This is a genomic window from Colwellia sp. 6_MG-2023, from assembly GCF_030547765.1.
GTDB lineage: Bacteria > Pseudomonadota > Gammaproteobacteria > Enterobacterales > Alteromonadaceae > Colwellia.
In genome coordinates this window covers 12,273-31,843 of record NZ_JAUOPP010000020.1, presented here as the reverse complement: position 1 = coordinate 31,843, position 19,571 = coordinate 12,273, and the positions used below count along the sequence as shown (strand labels likewise).

Annotated in this window: 16 protein-coding genes and 3 pseudogenes; 8 read left to right on the top strand and 11 right to left on the bottom strand. The window is 36.5% G+C overall.

What is annotated here, in order from left to right; genetic code table 11:
* Positions 1–362: 362 nt before the first annotated feature.
* Positions 363–1,379, top strand: coding sequence for a kelch repeat-containing protein (locus Q4503_RS13085; RefSeq protein WP_303602537.1), 1,017 nt, complete (start codon positions 363–365; stop codon positions 1,377–1,379).
* Entirely contained in the window at positions 1,376–2,092 is a 717-nt protein-coding gene (locus Q4503_RS13080; RefSeq protein WP_303602536.1) for a Sir2 family NAD-dependent protein deacetylase, read from the top strand. The genes Q4503_RS13085 and Q4503_RS13080 overlap by 4 nt, the downstream gene beginning before the upstream one ends.
* A gap of 109 nt (positions 2,093–2,201) precedes the next feature.
* Here Q4503_RS13080 and Q4503_RS13075 read toward each other — a convergent pair whose 3' ends face one another.
* The gene (locus Q4503_RS13075) at positions 2,202–3,521 is read right to left on the bottom strand and encodes a M20/M25/M40 family metallo-hydrolase (RefSeq protein WP_303602535.1); all 1,320 of its coding nucleotides are present in this window, start codon (positions 3,519–3,521) and stop codon (positions 2,202–2,204) included.
* A 179-nt stretch (positions 3,522–3,700) separates the two neighbouring features.
* Here Q4503_RS13075 and Q4503_RS13070 point away from each other — a divergent pair, with 179 nt between their 5' ends.
* Together Q4503_RS13070 and Q4503_RS13065 are read left to right on the top strand one after the other, a co-directional pair.
* Complete coding sequence (locus tag Q4503_RS13070) at positions 3,701–4,351, top strand: YidC/Oxa1 family membrane protein insertase (RefSeq protein ID WP_303602534.1); 651 nt, start codon at positions 3,701–3,703, stop codon at positions 4,349–4,351.
* 76 nt (positions 4,352–4,427) lie between these two features.
* On the top strand, positions 4,428–4,793 hold the full coding sequence (locus Q4503_RS13065; protein WP_303602533.1) for a cupin domain-containing protein: 366 nt from the start codon (positions 4,428–4,430) through the stop codon (positions 4,791–4,793).
* Positions 4,794–5,461: 668 nt separating this feature from the next.
* Here the strand turns inward: Q4503_RS13065 and Q4503_RS13060 are convergent.
* From Q4503_RS13060 to Q4503_RS13050, 3 genes are all read right to left on the bottom strand, one after another.
* Complete coding sequence (locus Q4503_RS13060) at positions 5,462–7,072, bottom strand: oleate hydratase (protein WP_303602532.1); 1,611 nt, start codon at positions 7,070–7,072, stop codon at positions 5,462–5,464.
* A 443-nt stretch (positions 7,073–7,515) separates the two neighbouring features.
* Positions 7,516–7,815: a type II toxin-antitoxin system RelE/ParE family toxin gene (locus Q4503_RS13055; RefSeq protein WP_303602531.1), complete on the bottom strand. Its 300-nt coding sequence runs from the start codon at positions 7,813–7,815 to the stop codon at positions 7,516–7,518.
* Entirely contained in the window at positions 7,803–8,060 is a 258-nt protein-coding gene (locus Q4503_RS13050; protein ID WP_303602530.1) for a type II toxin-antitoxin system Phd/YefM family antitoxin, read from the bottom strand. Before Q4503_RS13050 ends, Q4503_RS13055 begins: the two co-directional genes overlap by 13 nt.
* 501 nt (positions 8,061–8,561) lie before the next feature.
* On the opposite strand from Q4503_RS13050, the gene Q4503_RS13045 reads away from it, so the two are divergent.
* Entirely contained in the window at positions 8,562–11,258 is a 2,697-nt protein-coding gene (locus Q4503_RS13045) for a M14 family metallopeptidase (protein ID WP_303602529.1), read from the top strand.
* Positions 11,259–11,422: 164 nt separating this feature from the next.
* Here Q4503_RS13045 and Q4503_RS13040 read toward each other — a convergent pair.
* From Q4503_RS13040 to Q4503_RS13015, 6 genes and pseudogenes are all read right to left on the bottom strand, one after another.
* A pseudogene (locus Q4503_RS13040) lies at positions 11,423–11,501 on the bottom strand (Type I secretion system protein TolC); the annotation flags it as partial.
* Positions 11,502–11,556: 55 nt separating this feature from the next.
* A pseudogene (locus Q4503_RS13035) lies at positions 11,557–11,712 on the bottom strand (transposase); the annotation flags it as partial.
* 133 nt (positions 11,713–11,845) lie between these two features.
* Positions 11,846–12,379, bottom strand: a complete 534-nt coding sequence (locus Q4503_RS13030; protein ID WP_303602528.1) for a hypothetical protein — start codon at positions 12,377–12,379, stop codon at positions 11,846–11,848.
* A gap of 369 nt (positions 12,380–12,748) precedes the next feature.
* Positions 12,749–13,159, bottom strand: a complete 411-nt coding sequence (locus Q4503_RS13025) for a hypothetical protein (protein WP_303602527.1) — start codon at positions 13,157–13,159, stop codon at positions 12,749–12,751.
* The gene (locus tag Q4503_RS13020; RefSeq protein ID WP_303602526.1) at positions 13,156–13,827 is read right to left on the bottom strand and encodes an HNH endonuclease signature motif containing protein; all 672 of its coding nucleotides are present in this window, start codon (positions 13,825–13,827) and stop codon (positions 13,156–13,158) included. Before Q4503_RS13020 ends, Q4503_RS13025 begins: the two co-directional genes overlap by 4 nt.
* Positions 13,828–13,937: 110 nt before the next feature.
* On the bottom strand, positions 13,938–15,713 hold the full coding sequence (locus Q4503_RS13015; RefSeq protein ID WP_303602525.1) for a DUF4209 domain-containing protein: 1,776 nt from the start codon (positions 15,711–15,713) through the stop codon (positions 13,938–13,940).
* A gap of 756 nt (positions 15,714–16,469) precedes the next feature.
* Between Q4503_RS13015 and Q4503_RS13010 the strand changes: the two genes are divergently transcribed.
* The 3 genes and pseudogenes from Q4503_RS13010 to Q4503_RS13000 form a co-directional block, all read left to right on the top strand.
* Positions 16,470–16,910: a hypothetical protein gene (locus Q4503_RS13010; RefSeq protein WP_149602704.1), complete on the top strand. Its 441-nt coding sequence runs from the start codon at positions 16,470–16,472 to the stop codon at positions 16,908–16,910.
* Positions 16,911–17,289: 379 nt separating this feature from the next.
* On the top strand, positions 17,290–18,264 hold the full coding sequence (locus Q4503_RS13005) for an integron integrase (protein WP_368506799.1): 975 nt from the start codon (positions 17,290–17,292) through the stop codon (positions 18,262–18,264).
* Between the two features lie 128 nt (positions 18,265–18,392).
* Positions 18,393–18,563, top strand: a pseudogene (locus Q4503_RS13000) (peptide deformylase); the annotation flags it as partial.
* A gap of 106 nt (positions 18,564–18,669) precedes the next feature.
* On the opposite strand, the gene kdsA reads toward Q4503_RS13000, so the two are convergent.
* Positions 18,670–19,512 (bottom strand): 3-deoxy-8-phosphooctulonate synthase, encoded by an 843-nt coding sequence (kdsA, locus tag Q4503_RS12995; protein ID WP_303602524.1) that lies wholly within the window; start codon positions 19,510–19,512, stop codon positions 18,670–18,672.
* Positions 19,513–19,571: the final 59 nt, after the last annotated feature.

Below are 19,571 nucleotides of genomic sequence, written 5' to 3'. Positions count from 1 at the left end.
CCCAATGTAGCCATGTAGGATCTGGGGCTATCAGTGAACAGTATCGCTCGCCATTAGGTAAGGCTATGCCTATTTCGACGGGATAACTTAAAGAACCGAATCCAGAGGCTTCAACATCAACAATAATGGGTACGTATGGTTTCACCTGTCTGATTCCTGTTTGATATAGCATAAAAATATAAAAGCTAAAATCGTGCCATTATTGGATTTAATGGTTTTAGGTTATTAATTTGAATATAACTTTAATTTTTGAACCTAAATTTAAGGGGGAGTCGTTTAGCCAATTTACAATAATAATACTTTCTCGTAATGAAAAAATAATTTAACCTAAGCATATAAATTACTAGTAAATTTTTTATCTTATGAGTCTTTTTTTATCTCTTGCGTTATCAACCCTTCCCCCTTTATCTGAACCCGTTACCAATAATGCTGTTGCCAAAGTTACCTCACAAAACCACACCTATTTTTTAAGCTTTATGGGATTAAGTAAAAATAAACAATATAACGATGTACACAATAAAGTATGGACACTAAGAATAGGTGATGAACAATGGCAAGCAAAAGCTAACGTGCCTTCAAGTTTAACAATAAAAGGACGTTTAGCGAGCACTGCTGTTGGGTTAGGAGAATATGCCTACCTATTTGGTGGTTATACCGTAGCGAGCGATCACAATGAAGTTTCAAGCCCAGATGTTTATAAATACGACGTAATAAAAAACACATATACACAGCTAGCAAGTATGCCTGTGCCAGTAGATGATAGCGTAGCACTAAGCTATAAAGCTCGTTACATATATTTAATTAGTGGCTGGCATAATGATGGAAACGTAAATTTAGTACAAATTTATGATATTCAAACCAATACATGGCAACAAGCTTCGCCATTTTTAGGTGAACCTGTATTTGGGCAGGCCGCTGCTATTAGTGGCAATACTATTGTTGTTTGTGATGGTGTAAAAACTCAAGCAAATCCTGATTCTCGGCGTTCATTTAAAGGTTTAGCACAGTGTTTAAAAGGTACAATTGACCCCGTTAATCCCCAAAAAATAGACTGGCGCACCTTGCCGCACCCAACTGGCAGCGCACATTACCGCATGGCTGCAACTAATTACAACAATGACATTTACATGCTAGCCGGCTCTAATACGCCTTATAACTATAATGGCATTGGTTATAATGGTAAACCTGCCCCCGCAAGCAATCATGTATGGCGTTTTAATATAGAAAAAAATGAATGGAAAACATTATCACCTACTAAGATACCCAGTATGGATCACCGTGGATTGCTTGAACACAACGGTATTTTATATCGTATTGGTGGTATGAATGACAAACAACAAATAACAGCTGACGTACTAGGTTATGAGGTAGAAAAGTGAATACACTATACATTACAGGTGCAGGAGTAAGTGCAGCGAGTGGAATTCCCACTTTTAGAGGCGAAGATGGCTATTGGACTATAGGTAGTAAAAATTATACTCCGATGGAAATGGCGACTAGAGCAATGTATGAAAATTCACCAAAAGAGTTTTTAGCTTGGTATTATTATCGCTTTGCAACTTACCGCAATCATGGCCCAAATGATGTTCACCATTGGCTAAGTGATAAAAACGTAATAACACAAAATATTGATGGGCTTGACGGTAAAGCTGGTAATAAAAACTACATTGCTATTCATGGCAGACTCGACCAAATGACGCTATTTCATGAGCAAAGCGAGGATGTAACACCACTCAATGCACCATGGGAAAGTGTTGATGAAAGCCGTTTACATGCCTCTTTATTTGACATATTTAATATTCAAGAAAAAGCGCCTGTACTTAATCAATCTTTTAAGCCCTTTGTACTTTTATTTGATGAATACTACACCGAACTTTACAGAATAAGTGAAGCGCAAAAACGAATGAGAGACGCCGATAAAATAGTATTTATGGGGACATCATTTAGTGTGAATATTACGCAAATGGCTTTAGATATTGCGCGTAATTACAATATAGCCGTTGAAGTTGTTGATCCAAACCCTGTTCATATTTTGCACTCAAATGTTAGTTATAAAAAAATGAGTGCACTTGAGTATATTCAAAACTCTTAACTTACTTATTTACTTAAACCACTTATCAGAAAATATTTTACAGAGTATAAATTCAACAAGTGGTTTTAGTTAACCTAATTATGAGCACTTTTTATGCTGAAACTTAAATTCATCGTTTTAGATTTGCAAGTCTATAAATAAGTAATGCTGTTTTTTTTATGTTTTTGTCAAGGCTGGTTAAGTCGGCTTTTTCGTTTTTAGTATGTGCGCCACTGCCCATTAACCCTAAACCGTCGAGTGCCATATCAACATGGTTGGCAGCAAACGAAATATCGGCTGCGCCAGCATTTCTAGGGTTAGCTGCGACCACCTTGTTGTAGCCTAAATTTTGACTAGCTTCGCTGTATAATGCTAATAGTTTTTTATTCCCTTCAGTCAACGCCATTGGCGGATAACCGTCTTCAAAAACCAGTTCAGCTTTACTACCATTTAAATTTTTATCCACAATTTGCTGCATTACTTTTTTTGTTTTTTCGACTTGCTCAGGTGAAAGCGCGCGTAAATCGCCAGCGACATGTACCGTTTGAGCTATCACATTACTTTTACCGAATGCTGTCGCTGATGAATTAACGCTATCGTAGTCAGCGTTAGTGCCACCTACAATTAACCCTGGATTAAAGGTTAAATTAGGTTGTGTTGCAAGTTGCTCTCTAAAGCTATTTAAAATGCGTGATGCTTCGTAAATAGCACCATACCCGACATTTTCACTAAAAATTTGTGATGAATGTGCCGCAGCTGCACTTATATTTAGTCTCCAGCCAACATAACCTCGTCGAGCAGCCATTGCGGTTTTAATATTATTATCGCCATTTTCATAACCAAGCGCTACATCGGCCCACTCAGCCGCGTCAACAATTGCTTTTTTAGATAAATTTAATGGGCGACCACTACTTTCTTCATCACCCGTCAGTAATACTTTTATGCTAACGTTCTCAAGTAAATTAAGGGCTTGTAAACTTTTAAGCGCGGTAATTATTATGGTATTACCGCCTTTCATATCAGCAACGCCTGGACCGCTAGCTTGATTAGCTCCAAGTTGTTTATAAGTAGTAAAATCATCATGTTTTGCAAAAACTGTATCAAGATGGCCGATCATCAGTATTTTTATTGCGCTGGGATTTCTACTTTCATGTGTTGCAAGTACATGCCCTGCTCGCTTGAATGCACTGCCATCAAGCCATTCTACTTTAAATCCAATTGCAGCTAACTGTTCGCTTGCAAGCTTACCTACTTTTTTAACACCTTCAATATTCAGTGAACCACTATTAATATTTACAGCTTGTTCTATTTGTTGGATCGCTTGGGGAACATTGATTTCAACCTGCTTGACTATTTGTTTTTCGTTTTCATCAAGTTCAGCGTAACTTGTCAGTGGTAACGTACAGGCAAGCGTAATAATGAGCCTGTGACTAAATTTTAAAAATGACATAACAGCATAATATAGAAGTAAAAAGTGTATTAAATATGAAGCAAAATTACGTAGTATTCAATATAAATTATGCATCGGTAGTACACCAATAAAACAGAAAATAATTTAACAGAACCCATTGACATAATATGTCACAAGAGCTACCTTGACATATTATGTCTGACGGATGAGTTGTTAAAATGGATATTTGGAATATATTTATAGCGTTTATTGTACAGTCTATCGAGTTTGTTTCTTATGAGGCAGGTATTAGTGAGGCGATAGCAATTATTTGTGTAACGCTTATAGGCCGCTTAATATTAATGCCTGTTAATATTTTTGCTATGGCAAATATGTACAAAAATAAAAAAGCAATCGCTACAATACAGCCAGAGCTGGAAAAACTAAAAGCGCTTCATAAAGATAGCCCTAGTGAGATTGCTAAACATACGATGGCGTTATATAAAAAACACAATATTAAATTTTTAGATAAAAATAGTGTGATGAATATAGCAAGCCAAGGTGTATTTGGATTAGGTATGTTTCAAGCTCTTCAACAAGTAATCTTTAATAGTAAGTTTGCTTGGATTGTTAATATTGCAAAACCTGACGTAGCATTGGCATTACTTGTTGGCGTTATTACTTATTTTTCTATGGTTGTGATGCCCGGTAGCGCAGAACAAACTAGCACCTTGTTATTTGTTATTCCCGCAATTATTTGTATTATTACCTTAATCAATTTTCCATCTGCTATCGGTTTATATTGGGCAACCTCAAGCGTTACCAGTTTACTGCAATCATTGGCACTTAATCGCTACTTTCATCAACAGGAAGCAGGCAACACTATTTAACATTTATAAGCTCATTGTTAGGCTAAGCTAACAATGTCACTTTAATACGGTCGATCATTAAATAGGATAAATAAACATGAATAACGATGTAATTAATTTTAAGGATAAGTTCACGAAGTTTACCGAACATTGGTCACCACGTGTTATTGCCGAAATGAATGATTATCAATTTAAGTTAGTAAAAGTTGAAGGCAGTTTTGTTTGGCATGAGCATCCTGATACTGATGAAGTCTTTATTGTTATAGAAGGTACACTTAACATAGAATTTCGCGACGGTATTGTCACATTAAATTCGGGAGAAATGTTTGTGATCCCTAAAGGTGTAGAACATAAGCCGGTTGCTAACAATGAATGCAAAATTATGATTGTTGAACCTAAAGGTGTTGTAAATACAGGCGACTCTGACAGTACACTTACTGCCCAAAATGATGTTTGGATATAATGATTACGTAGCAGAAAAATAGATGGTAAACGTTTAATTAACCCCGACCTTATGACGCGACTAAGTCAATCTTTAAATACTAAAGCGCATATCGCGGGGTCAACTATTGGCTATGGTTTAGCATTTGCCAACAGAGAAAGAAAGAAAGAACGTGCTTGGAATGTCTCACCGAGCACAACTTTTAGTTTTCGTGCTTACATTGGCTTTTTCCTGATGAAGAAAAGGAATATTTTTACGCCGCAAATACTGATAATGGAACAGCTGACTATAAAAAGTTTAATAAGCTTTTTATTCGTAAACTAGACATCGCTACTATACTGATTGAAAAACCTATAGAAATAAATATTAGACTATCAACCCTAAAGGGAATTTACTTACCATCCCCAAGCAATATGGCGACATTTGAGTTTATTGATATGCTTTTCAATTTCATTTGGCTCGAACATTCAAATAAACAACTTATCGTTAAATCATTACAGAATACGGATAAGCGATTAATTCAAATTAACGAACATCTATTTCGAGACATTAATAATATACATGAGAATTAACACAGAAAAGCGTTACAATTAACCTTTACAAACTAACTCCCCTTGATTTCAGGGGAGCGTCCATATAAGGCCTTGTTATTGTTACACGTTATTTTTAAAACGAGCGTTCCTGGGGAATTAACTTAAAATTGCTTTTACATTTTTTAAGTTATCCCATAAATGGTGTTGACCAAAGTACATTTCAGGTGGTTTTATTGATGGGTCTATTAATTTGTTAATGGCTAATATAGCCCCTCGAACACTATATTCGGTTGTGAAAACTATCCCATCTGGTATTTCAACAAATTGTCCTAACAGTGCAAAGTTTTGCGAGCCTTTAGGGACAACAGGAGGTCTGTCACCTTCGGTTCTAGGTAAAAACTGAGAAATCCCGTAAGGTAATCTACAAGGTATACAATAAGATGTTTCAAGAAGTTCTGTTTTTTCGTTTTCGTCTAGATCTGCCCATAAATGTCCTAAAAGCTCTTCTAAAATTTCTTTTCCAGTACATTCATACATCGGTTTTTTTACAAATTGACCAATATTATCTTCACCTAACGCTGAAACCCAAATTACACAAGTATCAGCCGCTTGACCTGGGAAAAAAGGCTGGCGATAGGTGTGTAAATGCATTATCCACGGAGATTGTGTTAAAGGTAACGGGCTTTGTACTCCCATTTGTCGTTCAACTAACCATTGGAATTTTCTTTCAAAAAGGTTTCCTCTAAACGTTACGGTAAAGTGCATCATTCTGGAAAGTGAAACGTCACGTAAAAAACGGTCTGGCCTACCTAGGTCTGTTTGTTTTGATACTATGTTTTGCCATAATTGATAAGCTTCGCCTGGTTTTTCTACCGGTGTTGTAGATACAGGCTCATCATGAGAACCATAAGAATGATTAGAAACAATTGACCCGATTGTCAAAAATGCTTTATCTTGTGGTTTAACCTCTATTGAGTCTAAGGTTTCATCTTCTGCATTTTTTAAATGTAAGCGTTCCACCCAGCGTTTATCATCACTTTCTTTAAAATCAACATCCGTAATACAAGTATTATAATGTATTTGAACGCCTTTTTTTGTTATGAGTTTAATCGCAGGCAGAATGAACGAGTGGTAGTTTGTGTAACGTGTACGTTCTAAAGAGGTCATTTTATCCATATCAGACATACGGTGATAAAATAGTTTCATGTAACGCTTCATCTCTATCGCAGAGTGCCATGGCTGAAATGCAAAAAGAGCACGCCACATGTACCAGTAATTACTCTTAAAAAAAGCGTCACTAAAATAATCTGTGATTTTAGCATCCGCTGGTATTTTAGATTCTGGTATTTCTATTAATCGAGCCATTTGAAGCGCTTCAGTAGCACCTAATCCAAGATCGTGTCCAGTATCTTTCTCTCCGTTTGCATGTAATAGACGAACCACAGTGTCCATATTGCATTCTTTAGCATTAGCTTCATAGTCGTCTAGGCAAGACCTAAGTTCGTCATAAGGTATTAATGACCAAAATTCTTTGGTGCAGCAATATACCTTATCTTCGTACATACGGCTGCCTCGCATTATGTAAACAGGCTTGCCATCAACCATTTTAAAAGATGCATCCATTGACCCACCAACTAAATCCGTTTCCGTGTTTTTTTCAAAAATGTGAATATTTTCGGGGTTGAAGCCAACTTTCTGCACTAAGTAAACTGCAGCTGATAAGGAAGCTAATCCTAATCCGTTTAAATAAATTTTAGAGTTGCTCATAGTATGTACTTCGTTAAAAAAATAATTTAAGAATAAGTAAAAATATACTCTTCGTTTTTTTTCAGTCAAATGTTTGTTTTAACGAATTTAAGTTTAAATGATATAGAACAACTTTAGTCAGTTTTTAGGGAAAACTGTTTGCATAGCTTAGCTTTATGTAGTCCAGTTATTCATTTAAGTAGAGGCTCAGAAAGAACAACAATCAATGAGAGCTGAGAGAACTTAATAGGCCAGCCATGATAATGTGGATTAACGTCTGATAATTCAGTGTTATAACGGTTTCTATGATGTGGCGTTGGACTTTTAACCCTTAATGCAGGTGTTGCTTAACTTTTCAATATTATGAACAAGGCAATGTTATTATGGGTGGCCTAATTAAGTCAGTTGAGGTACAAAACACAGCCAACGCTTATGTCTCATCTTAATACGCTTGTATGCCGTATTTAGCTCTGTAGAAGAAATCTACGTAGATCTCGTTCTTGTCGCATGACATGCAAAATATAAACTTTGTCACCATCAACTTTATAGAAAATGCGACAGGGATTAACATTAACTTCGCGATAATTTAAGTTAATTAACTCCTGTGGCCTTTTACCAGATTCAGGATGACTTTCTAATCTTGATATTTTATCGAAAACTTTTTGAACCAACTTTTTAGCCGCAGGAATATTACTTAAAGCAACGTATTCAGCTATATCATTTAAATCATCAAGAGCTGGTGATGTCCATATTACTTCAGCCATTTGCTCATTTTCTCTTTCGCAACTTGATTTGAAAATGTATTATCATTTTTAATTGCTTGCTCACCGCGTGCTACTCCTTCAAGGATAGCCATTCTCTGTTGCATAAACTCATAATCATCAACATCAACTAAATAAGCTGATGGTTGCCCATGTTCCGTAATTAATACTGGTTCTTTGGAAATATGAAGATCAGCCAAGATTTTAGTCGCTTGACGTTTAAGTGTTGTTACGAGTTCAACTCTCATGATAAAACCTATTTAAAATAAAATAATGTATCATTATAGTATCACACAGACTCGAGGTTACAACTATACGGCTAACGAGCTTGTAGAATAACTCGTTTTCATATTATTGATTAATCAAAATACCCTAACTGGATTGTTTTCTTTTAACAATCAAAACGTTTACGTTTTTGGCGATTTTATTTTTACATCGTTAACTTAAAGAAATAGTGGATTAACGTCTGATAATTCAGTGTTATAACGGTTGCTATGATGTGGCGTTGGACTTTTAACCCTTAATGCAGCTGTTGCTTAACTTTTCAATATTATGAACAAGGCAATGTTATTATGGGTGGCCTAATTAAGTCATCTTGTTGATGACTTCCTCACCCTGTTTAAATTTATCAACTACCTCTATTATCTGGCAACTTAGCGTTTTTTTATTTCTTTCATCTCAATAGTTTTGTAATGTTGCTTTTTTTGTACTTACTTTTTTATTTAAGCTTCCTTCTAGGTGGAATATCAATGATAGTAAATCGACTAATTATAGCGGTATCAATGTGCCTTTTGGCCGCCACTGCTGATATTAATGCCAACGAAAGTAATACCGACGCTATGTGGCCCGGTACAACTTACAACGCCAAAATACCAACGTTTAAGCAAGTACTCGGCTACGATGTAGGCGAACGAATTGCTAACTACCAAGAAATGCGTCGTTATTTTGAGGCGCTACAGCAAGCGGCTCCAGATCGTATTAAACTGTTTAACTACGCCACCAGCTGGGAAGGACGAGAGCTCATATATGCTGTAATTGGTAAAGCCAAGAATATTAAAGCACTGGATGATATTACCGCTCGAACTCAAGCTTTAGCTGACCCAAGAGTCACCAGTAAAAAACAAGCAGATAATATTATTAAAAACCTCCCTGCGTCTGTATGGTTACAGTATGCAGTGCACGGCAATGAAATCAGCACAACAGATTCTGCAATGTTTACCGCTTATCATTTACTGGCAGCGCAAAATCAAAGCACCAATCAAAACATCCTCGACAACACGCTAGTCTTTATTGATCCATTACAAAACCCAGATGGACGAGAGCGTTTTGTTTCTCGCTATTACGCCACCGCAGGTATGCAACACAGCGCAGATAGATTAAGTGCAGAACATAACGAACCTTGGCCACGAGGACGAGTAAATCACTATTTATTTGATATGAACCGAGATTGGCTAGCGCTAACGCAACCAGAGACTCAAGGTAAAGTGAGTGTCATCAATAAACACAAACCTCAGGTAGTCGTTGATTTGCATGAAATGGGCGGCGATCAGTCCTTTTATTTTGCACCTGCGGCACAACCGTTCAATCCATTTATGACTGAAAAGCAAATAGCCAACATGGATGCAATTGGTCGCAACCATGCTAAGCACTTTGATAAATTTGGGCACGACTATTTTACTCGTGAAATTTTTGATGCCTTTTATCCAGGATATGGTGACAGCTGGCCGGTATTTTATGGTGCGTCTGCTTCTACTTATGAAGTAGGATCTTCTCGTGGTCATTTGTTTGAAAAGAAAACTGGCGATACCCTTACCTTCCTTAACACAGTACAAAGAAACTTTATTGCATCTATCTCTACCGCAGAAGGTACAGCTAACGCCCGTAAGAAAATACTTGCTGACTTTTATCAATATCAGCGTAATGCAATTGCAGCTGGTAAAAAAAGCGAAGAAAGAGTTTACATTATGGCCGATGAAACTAACCGTGAAGGTAATCACAGGTTAGCAACATTAATGGCCAAACACGGGGTTGAAGTTCAGCAGGCAACCGCTAACTTTAAAGCCTGTGGCGTAAATTATAAAGCCGGTAGTTACTTTATAGATACTGCACAACCGCGCGGAATGTTTGTTAAAACCACTTTTGCGAACCAAGTTGATATCGCTGAAGACTTTATTAAAGAGCAAGAAAGACGCAGAGCGCGCAATTTAGGTGATCAAATTTACGATGTAACGGGTTGGTCATTACCTATGATGTTTAATGTCGACACCAACACCTGTGATGATCAAATTAAGGTTGCTAGCAATAAGGTAAATCAACAACACAATTTAGTTGGTAAGGTTATTAATCCAAATGCCAGCGTAGCTTACTTGGTAGCATGGGGAGATATGGCTTCAGCAAGATTTTTAACCGCTGCATTACAAGCTGGTATTAACTTAAAAAGTGCTGATGAAGCTTTTGTTCTTAACGGTAAATCAAGTTATCCTGCTGGTAGCTTAGTTATTGAAACTCGCTTAAATGACGATACTTTACTCACAAAAATTAACAACATAGCCAAACAAACCGGAGCTATTGTTGAAGGCGTTAACACAAGCTGGGTAACTGACGGCCCAAGCTTTGGCAGCGGAAAATCGGTTCCTATGGTCGCCCCGAAAATTGCAATAGCTTGGGACACTCCAACCTCTGAGCTAAGTGCTGGTAACACCCGTTTTGTGATTGAGCGCCAACTTGGTTACCCTGTTACCGCTATTCGTACCCCAATGCTCGCATGGGCTGATTTAAGTGACTATCAAGTACTTATTTTACCAGAGGGCAACTATCAAAGAGCATTAGGTAAATCAGGGGCAGAAAATCTAAAACATTGGGTACAAGGCGGAGGTACATTAATCGCCTTAGGTAGCGCTAACCGCTTTACCTCCAATGCTGAATATGGCTTGTTAGACATAAAACGTGAAAATGCATTTCGCAAAGAGAAACCAAGCTCAAAAAATGATGATAGTGAAAACAAGATAGCAGGACAGTTATTTGAGTCCAAAAGCGATTTAGCTAAGTCAATTGTTGAAGCTGAAACCTCCCCTGACTATGTAGCTGGTGTACTGGCAAATATTGAAGTAGACCAAGAGCATTGGCTCACAGCTGGTATAGACAAAAAGTTAGTTACCGTTGCTTACGGTAGAGATATTTACACGCCAATCACGCTAAATTCTGGCAAAAACTTAGCTTGGTTTGCAGCAAAAGATGAAGTGTTAGCAAGCGGTTATTTGTGGGAGCAAAATAAAGCGCAACTGGCTTACAAACCACTGTTGGTTCACCAACCTCAAGGTAAAGGCATGGTCATTGGTTTCACTCAATCACCAACTTACCGCGCTTACTTAGAAGGCATGAACCTGCTATTAACAAACACCATTTTCCGTGCGGCGGCTCATGCTAAAAGTGGCAGGAATAATTAACAAACTAACCACACATTAGCCATTCAATTTTGTACTGTGCATTAGGTAACTAATGCACAGTACAAATAGATTAAATGATTTCCCATAACCAAACCTAAGCATGGCTTAATGCTAGGCGTGAATAACGTGGTCATCCACTCTAATTTTGTGTTCCATAAAATAGTATCTAACCAACCCCTTCTATGCTCAAAGCTTTGACCTGTATATTTATCTTCTCCGCATAAAAAAAGCCCTACGTACACAATTAACAAAGACACTCACAATTAACAAAGACACTCACTTAAATTTTTATTAAGGCCAATAACTTCTCTTCTAACCAACCCCTTCTATGCTCAAAGCTTTGCCTTGTATATTTATCTTCTCCGCACAAAAAAGCCCTACGTCCACAGCGTGAAATACAGTGATAGTAAGGCGTATCTTGTAAACTAATTTGTCTTTTTCTTGCGGTAGCCATAATAAAAAACCTCTTCCTTTAGATTGTTATTTAACCATAGGCAAGAGGTTTGAATTTATCAATTATAAGTGAGTGTCTTAGTTAATTTTAAGGAGCAAAAACCAACTGTTTTTTGTCCTTGTTTAACAGCTTGTTAGCTAGCATTTTGCGACACAAGTACTCGTTTGGCAATGTATGATAAATAGCGCTGTAGTATTGCCAAAAATATAATGGGCAAAACAGCCGCAAAAGTACGATTACCCTCAAAAATAATTGCAAACGGAATCATTGAAATTGACGCTAAAAGTAAATAAACGGAAAATTTACGGTTACTGCCTTTGACAGCAATAAAGCCTGAAGATGAGGCAAAGGTGGTTAAGCTGCCAACAATAACCATTAATATGATAATAGCTGATTCGCGCAATGAGTCGTAAATGTTCAAATACCACCATTGCTGAAAGAAAGCGGCTAAACCTCCAAGAATTAGGTAAATATTACCAGCTAAAACTAAGCGATTTAGAGGTTTTTTCTGAGGCAGTAAAATGATTAGTTGAATTAAGCCTAGCAAAGCTCCTAGCTGAAAAGCTTCAAGCCAACGATCGTTAGATGGAGCACCATTCCAAAATGCGAAAGTAGCAAACGTAGATAAAGGTAAAAATTGAATTAAAGCAAATATCCATTTACTCATAAGCCTGACGAGATCCTTTGCTAGCTAACGCTTTGCTAAGCGGCAATAAAATAGCTGGCTAAAATTAGCGAGGAACGAGCAAAAGCCAGCTGTTTTTTGTCCGTTAAAGCAACTTGTTAAGTTTTTTTACGCAAAACTTCAGATAGGTTATCGTGTTCCAACAATGGTTTGTTTAAAAACTCACTGTAAGTGAGAAAAGTTATATCAATTTGTATTTCGATTTTGTTAGACAACATATCCAAATCTTTTTTAGCTTCCAAGTATGTATTCAATGGCGACTTAGCATCTGGGGTTGATACTAACAATAAATCTATATCATTATATTTATCAGACCGAAAGAAAGAACCAAAACCAAAAACACCATATAAATCACGATGCTTTAATAGAGTAGATTGGATTTCCTTCTCGATCTTTTTTGTGGTAATTCCAAAAGTCACTTTTCCACAATGCTCCTGCCATTTCACCGGATATAAACATACCAATGTTTGAATCTAAACAATATTGTTTGGCTTCCATAGTATAACTATTCCAGCCACCACCAATATATATGATGTCTATATGCCCAAACTCTGCTTGCGCCCTTTGAACCATAGTTAAACCCATAGTATATTCTCTCAAACATAAGATACGTAAGTTGTCACCTTGTGCCTTTCTAGTTACTTCAAAAAGAATATCTTCACTTCTAGTGATGGCCGATAAATTATCATGTTGTTCTAAAAGGCGGTTTAGCCACATTATGTGACTAAACGGTACATTCCAAGTATTAGTTCCATTCCTCATAATTCAAATACCTCACTAAACTCCTTTGGGAAGGTGACATAGTTATCTATACGCTCATACTGGTTTGCTTCAAAAGATGAAGCATGTGTTTTAAATTTAATAAATGCTTTGAAGGCTTGAATAGCAAGAAGAGATTTGTTGGTTTCAATTAGATTTATTATTTTTAGATTAGTTGGTATAACTGAATCTAGTTTCCTCAACTCCCAAACTTTAAAAGCATTTGAGCCTGGATCTTCTTCCGCTACTTTTGAATTGGGGCCATAGCTCTCCCATAGCATATGATTCTCATATAATAGTTTTGACACTTCTTCCTTTAGTTCATCAAAAGTAGAAAAAATGACATCACTATTAACAGATCTTATATTAGATTCATGAGTTTCTTTCCATTGAAATAGCTGTTCAACGGTAAATGTTCCTTCTGGGGATTTATCAATATGACGATGGCATGTTGGGCATAGGAGAACTAGGTTCTCATATGTATCAGCACCCCCACCAATTACCCCGCGAGGACCTTTTTCACTCCTAGCTACGATATGCGCCATTTCACCAACATTATAGCTTCTAGTTTCTTGTAATATTGCTGTGAGATCTGCTTGACAATTAGGGTTCGAGCAAATTCCTGCGGCTCTTCCCCATAATAATTTTGCGTCTCCATCAGAAATGGCCATATTATTCCCTTAGTTGATGTTACAAATATACTCGATAAAAACTTAACGCCGCCATAAGCGGTGAGTAACAGTTGGCTATAATGTGTAGCGAAGTGGAACCGAGCCAACTGTTACGAATCCGACTTAATGGCTTTGTTAGCTGCATCTTCTGGTTTGTAGTTCTGTTTCCAGTGACTACCTAAAGGCAACATAACAATATGTAAAACTAACCACCAAAGAAAAATCGGTGCTACGCCATAAAAGTGACCTGCCGGCATATAGCCATGAGACATTTGGTTTCTTAAGTCTCCATATATCTTATCTATTAGAATCGCTTGAAGATTTCCGACAATATCTTGACCTAAAACTTCAATAATAACAGGATGATCTAATAAAAATTTCAGGCCACTTCTTTCTTGAGAACCATCACCATGCAATGTTGTTGGTTCCTCTCCTTGACTTCGTGCCACGTACCTAAGTGAATTTTCAATCTGTGGAATAAGAATATGACACGCACTTAGGAAGTCTCCTTCAAGGCCGAACGTAATCCCTTTAATATAAAAATATTCGTGCCCATATGGTATGAACGGATTATTTTTCAAAATCGATTCTAGAGCATATTCAGAAACATGGTGCTGAGTCATTAGCTCATTTAGGGCTGGCCGTATCTGCCCTTGGACAGCTAATTGATGATCAATTCCAATATTTTTCATCATCGTAGCCCAAGTAACAGGGCCATCTTGACTCTCATTTAGTCCCATACCAGCGGGAACAGTTGCAACTGTGATACCTTCGTGATCTATATGCGTTCCACCAAACATCCATGCAATACTACTTTGCATCTGTTCGATTGCTTGCTCTTTCAGCTTGTTAATATCTGTAGGTCTTGACACCAAAACACCAAGCCTAAAAAGCATATCAAAGAAATCTTTACCTTGGACTTGCATCTTTGCTTGATGAACAATTTCACTAATGTCTTGTGCTGGCGTTGAAAACTCATGAAGTTGATGTAGAGATTCAATTTGGTGATCCCTCATTGTCTCATATAGTTCAAGTCTTTCTTGTCTAGTATTAGGAACTTTAGACAATGCATCTATTGCTTTAAGTATGCATCCGGCAGCTATCAGTCCACCATCTTGAAACTCTGAACCTTTAACGTGGCAAGCTGCTATTTCTCTCCATATATCTTGCTGTTTACTTTTATTTCGAGTTGAGCTAGCAGAGTTTAGTGCGCACTCCCATCCATTTATAGCTGTTCTAGTATCACCTAATTTAAAACGAGTTTGAGCGATTTCCTCTGCTGTATTAAGAATCCAGTCATCATCTCCAACGCCACATTCATGTGATAACTTCAATAGGCGTAATGCATAAAAAGGAGAATCATCTAATTTTTTACTATCTACCTCAGATATAATAAAGCCTGCTAGTTTTTTGAATAAATCAGGTCGCTGTGTGTCTCTTCTGAACATACAGCTTAACCTTAAGGCTCGCTCGATTCTCTCTGCTGGATATACCCATGATTCACCTATAGCTAATAGTTGTTTTGCTGATTCAAGATATGCCTCTATTGCTATATATGCATGATCAACACTTCCAACTTTAGTAACCCAAGAAATATCTGCTAACCGTGCTTGTAACTCAGGTATTGTCACGGAGCGACAAAATTGAGAAAGTGCATTTAAAGACTCTTTAGAAAAATCATTGGCAATAAGACCTCTGCGGTCTTGCATTATAAACTTAGGTGAAAATGGCGCTTTCGGATTTTCAGGTTTTAGGTGCATCGAACAAGCGGCAGATAGCAACTTTGCGGCATTAGAGCCTTTAACACTCCCAAAAGCTGACTCTAATTCATAATACACAGGACTTTTACATGAACTGAGTATTTGATCTTGTTCTAGTGATTGCAACTCCTCCAGAGTTACCTTAACTTCTTGAATAGACACATAACCTCCGTGTGTAGATTGCAGCTAACGCTTACCACAGCTGCATTTTATGGAGTTGATTTTTTATGTTATAGCGAAGCGGAAACATAAAAAAGCGACGGAGTAAAATGTCCGCTGGTGGTACTTGTTAGCACAACCTGCTTACGTAGTACTTACTGTAGGCTGGCACGATTTAACTTGATGATTTACCCACGATTTCATTTAAGAAATCAAGGAAATAAATCACCACCAAATGTCTTTTTATACAATATAAAAACTATAACCCGCCTCATGACAAAGCGATATGGGATTGTACAAAAAAAGGGCAGAAAAGTGAAGCGATTACCCTTGATAATACAACAAATCTCACCACAATTACTCACCGAAGAAAAAACTTAAACGAGGGATTTTTCTGGTTTTTTATCATAAATCCCTATGGTCTTTTTTAAAACCACCTAGGGTGCTAACGCCCCACTAAGAGGCAAATGATAGTTGGTTAAAATAAGCGACGAAGGAGCAAAAACCAACTGTTATTTGTCCTGCTTGAGTGGCTTGTTAGGGCTTGAATAGCACAATACTTGCCACAATTACCTATTAGGTGGCAAATGTTTTCCTGTTAAACCAATAAATTAATTATTAAATACGATTTTATGCAATATATTGCGCAATGTATAGTTGGTTAGGTTTTTGCTTAGTAAATTATAATAACCGCTGATTTTATATTTAAATAAGGAATTTTTCATGCATATAAACAATAGCGCTCAATTAAATCAAATTTATAAAACACAAAGCCCAAGTTATAACATGTTAAGCAATGCGGACAGAATAACTGAAAATAAAGCATTAACAACAGATACTGTGGATATAAGTAATGCTGGTTTAAATGCAAAAAAAAATTGGCAAGAGATAGCCAAAAAATTTGATGTTAGTAATATATCCCAAAATGAAATGGGTGATATGGTTTCTAACTTGGTGGATAATAAATTAATTTCTTCGACTGATAGTTTATTCTTAATGGCGCCAACTAGCATGAACCAAGATCCAGAAATTAAATATGATTTATTAGAGTCTATGCGTAAAAGATTAGATTCAGCTATTGCAAATGGAAACACTCAAGACCAAATTAAAAAAACAGAAAATGCTTTTAATATTATTGAGCAACTAAAAAATCTATCTAATTAGATTCGAATGTCAAAGTGATGACTAGCGACGAAGAGCCCTAACAGTATATTATCCATAATTCACGATAGTAACGGATTATGAAATAAAAGAATAACAAAACAATAATAATTAAATTATTACTTGTCAAAGCTTTATAGTTAAACAGGTGGTTTTATTTTAAACATTAAGTTTGTAGAAACTAAGCACTGCGTCATACTCAGCTATTTTGTGCTGAGTATGACGCAGTGCTTAAAAAATTAAATACTAAAAATCAATAAATTAAAATTTTACCTATGTAGAAAGTGAGCATATTAATGCTCACTTTCTACATAAAAAATTGCGTTTTTAGGGAAAATATATTATAACTGTATATACATACAGTTTAGTGAGGTGTTTTTTTATGATCATAAAATCTCCTTTTTTACAGTCTCTTCGAGATGTAATTCGAGCTAAACGCTATAGCTTACAAACAGAAAAAAGTTATTTATATTGGGTTAAATTTTTCATTATGTTTAATGACAAACGTCACCCCAAAGAGTTGGGTGCAGCAGAAATAAACCACTTTTTAACTCATTTAGCGGTCAATCGCCGTGTTAGTGCAGCTACACAAAATCAAGCTTTATGCGCGTTAGTTTTCATGTATAAGCACATGTTAGATCAACAATTTGATGGTTTAATTTTTTCATACGCTAAGCGACCTAAAAATATTCCAACGGTGCTTTCTGCAAATGAAGTAGCTGCTATTATTGCTAACTTAAAAATGCCCTATCAATTAATCATTTCTATTTTGTATGGTTCGGGTTTACGGTTGAATGAAGTATTGAGGTTACGAATAAAAGATATCGATTTTTCAAATCAAGCTATATTTATTTTTAGAGGAAAAGGCCAAAAAGATAGATTAACAATATTACCTAAAGCGCTTAATGAAATAATTACAGATCAAATAAATCATGTTGAAGTTATACACAAACAAGATTTGCTTGATGGATTTGGTTTAACATCAGTACCAGCTTCACTACATAGAAAATATAAAACAGCAATGAAAAATTTTGCATGGCAATATATTTTCCCTTCCTCCACTCGTTGTGAACATCCTATCGATGGATATATTTGTCGCCACCATCTTCATCCATCAACGCTAACTCGACATTTACGACAAGCTGTTATAAAAGCAAAGATTCCTAAGAAAGTATCAGCACACACATTTCGTCATAGCTTTGCAACGGCTTTATTACTTAATGGAACGGACATAAGAACAGTGCAAACACTACTTGGGCATTCTGACTTAAGAACAACTGAGCTCTACACGCACGTCATTGGTGAAAGGCATGCTGGAACGATTAGTCCATTTGACAACATTCATCATAAATTTTAAGTGTAAGTAATCACAACTAAATCAACGAGGTCAGTGACATGGATTTTAAAAAAATTACAAAGGACAGCCACTCACATTTGAACAACACTGATATTTCAACTAACACCTTATAAGTACTTGATAGTAAAGAAAAAGACATAACAATTGAAAATGATGATTTTCTAGCGATTGTTATGCAACATGAAATAAACCTCTTGAAAGACAAACTATTTATTGATTACCTTCCCCCTCTTAAAAAACAACCTTTACATAAAAAAGATTTAAATCAACCAGTTAACCAAGTTAAACATCAAAACTGAACGGTTTAAAAAACAAAAAAGGCCAGAAGCAAAAGCTACTGGCCTTCCATTAAAACCGTCAACGTATTTCAGGACGAAACACCGTCACTGTCTTTATAGCTGACAATTAATCGGTGATTAATGGGTCAAACCCTTTTACTAAATCGTCAATCGCTTTCATTTGCGCTAAGTAAGGTTCAAGTTTATCAAGTGGTAATGCACAAGGACCATCACATTTAGCTGCAGATGGATCTGGATGCGCTTCTATAAACAAACCTGCAATACCAATTGCCATACCGCTACGTGTTAATTGAGCCGCTTGTGCACGACGTCCGTCAGCACTATCACTTCTACCACCTGGTTTTTGTAATGAATGCGTTGCATCAAAAATAACAGGGGCATAGCTTCGCATTTCATCCATTGCTAACATATCAACAACAAGATTGTTATAGCCGTAACAACTACCGCGCTCGCAAAGTAAAATATTTTCGTTACCAGCTTCACCAAACTTAGTAATAATATGCTTCATTTCATGAGCAGCTAGAAATTGTGGTTTCTTCACATTAATAACAGCGCCGGTTTTAGCCATAGCAACAACCAAATCTGTTTGTCGGGCAAGAAAAGCTGGTAGTTGAATAACATCAACAACTTCACTTACCGGTTGTGCTTGGTAAGGCTCATGAACATCAGTGATGATCGGCACATTAAACGTTGATTTGATTTCTTCAAATATCTTCAAACCTTCATCTAAGCCTGGTCCTCGATAAGAGTTGACAGAAGAGCGGTTAGCTTTGTCAAAAGATGCTTTAAATACATATGGAATATTTAATTTCTGCGTTACTTCAACATAATGCTCCGCAATTTTCATGGCTAAGTCACGAGATTCAAGTACGTTCATACCACCAAATAGTACAAATGGTTTATCATTGGCTACATCAATACCACTTACTTTAACTGACTTTATTGTCATTATACTTCCTAATAAAGAATCTAATAAAAAATCGATTTAAAAATGTTATCTATAAAATA

Excerpts from the sequence above, each read along its gene's own strand:
- Q4503_RS13085 (WP_303602537.1), top strand. The coding sequence starts at position 363 with ATGAGTCTTTTTTTATCTCTTGCGTTATCAACCCTTCCCCCTTTATCT.
- Q4503_RS13075 (WP_303602535.1), bottom strand. The coding sequence starts at position 3,521 with ATGTCATTTTTAAAATTTAGTCACAGGCTCATTATTACGCTTGCCTGT.
- Q4503_RS13070 (WP_303602534.1), top strand. The coding sequence starts at position 3,701 with ATGGATATTTGGAATATATTTATAGCGTTTATTGTACAGTCTATCGAG.
- Q4503_RS13065 (WP_303602533.1), top strand. The coding sequence starts at position 4,428 with ATGAATAACGATGTAATTAATTTTAAGGATAAGTTCACGAAGTTTACC.
- Q4503_RS13060 (WP_303602532.1), bottom strand. The coding sequence starts at position 7,072 with ATGAGCAACTCTAAAATTTATTTAAACGGATTAGGATTAGCTTCCTTA.
- Q4503_RS13055 (WP_303602531.1), bottom strand. The coding sequence starts at position 7,815 with ATGGCTGAAGTAATATGGACATCACCAGCTCTTGATGATTTAAATGAT.
- Q4503_RS13050 (WP_303602530.1), bottom strand. The coding sequence starts at position 8,060 with ATGAGAGTTGAACTCGTAACAACACTTAAACGTCAAGCGACTAAAATC.
- Q4503_RS13045 (WP_303602529.1), top strand. The coding sequence starts at position 8,562 with ATGATAGTAAATCGACTAATTATAGCGGTATCAATGTGCCTTTTGGCC.
- Q4503_RS13030 (WP_303602528.1), bottom strand. The coding sequence starts at position 12,379 with ATGAGTAAATGGATATTTGCTTTAATTCAATTTTTACCTTTATCTACG.
- Q4503_RS13025 (WP_303602527.1), bottom strand. The coding sequence starts at position 13,159 with ATGAGGAATGGAACTAATACTTGGAATGTACCGTTTAGTCACATAATG.
- Q4503_RS13020 (WP_303602526.1), bottom strand. The coding sequence starts at position 13,827 with ATGGCCATTTCTGATGGAGACGCAAAATTATTATGGGGAAGAGCCGCA.
- Q4503_RS13010 (WP_149602704.1), top strand. The coding sequence starts at position 16,470 with ATGCATATAAACAATAGCGCTCAATTAAATCAAATTTATAAAACACAA.
- Q4503_RS13005 (WP_368506799.1), top strand. The coding sequence starts at position 17,290 with ATGATCATAAAATCTCCTTTTTTACAGTCTCTTCGAGATGTAATTCGA.
- kdsA (WP_303602524.1), bottom strand. The coding sequence starts at position 19,512 with ATGACAATAAAGTCAGTTAAAGTAAGTGGTATTGATGTAGCCAATGAT.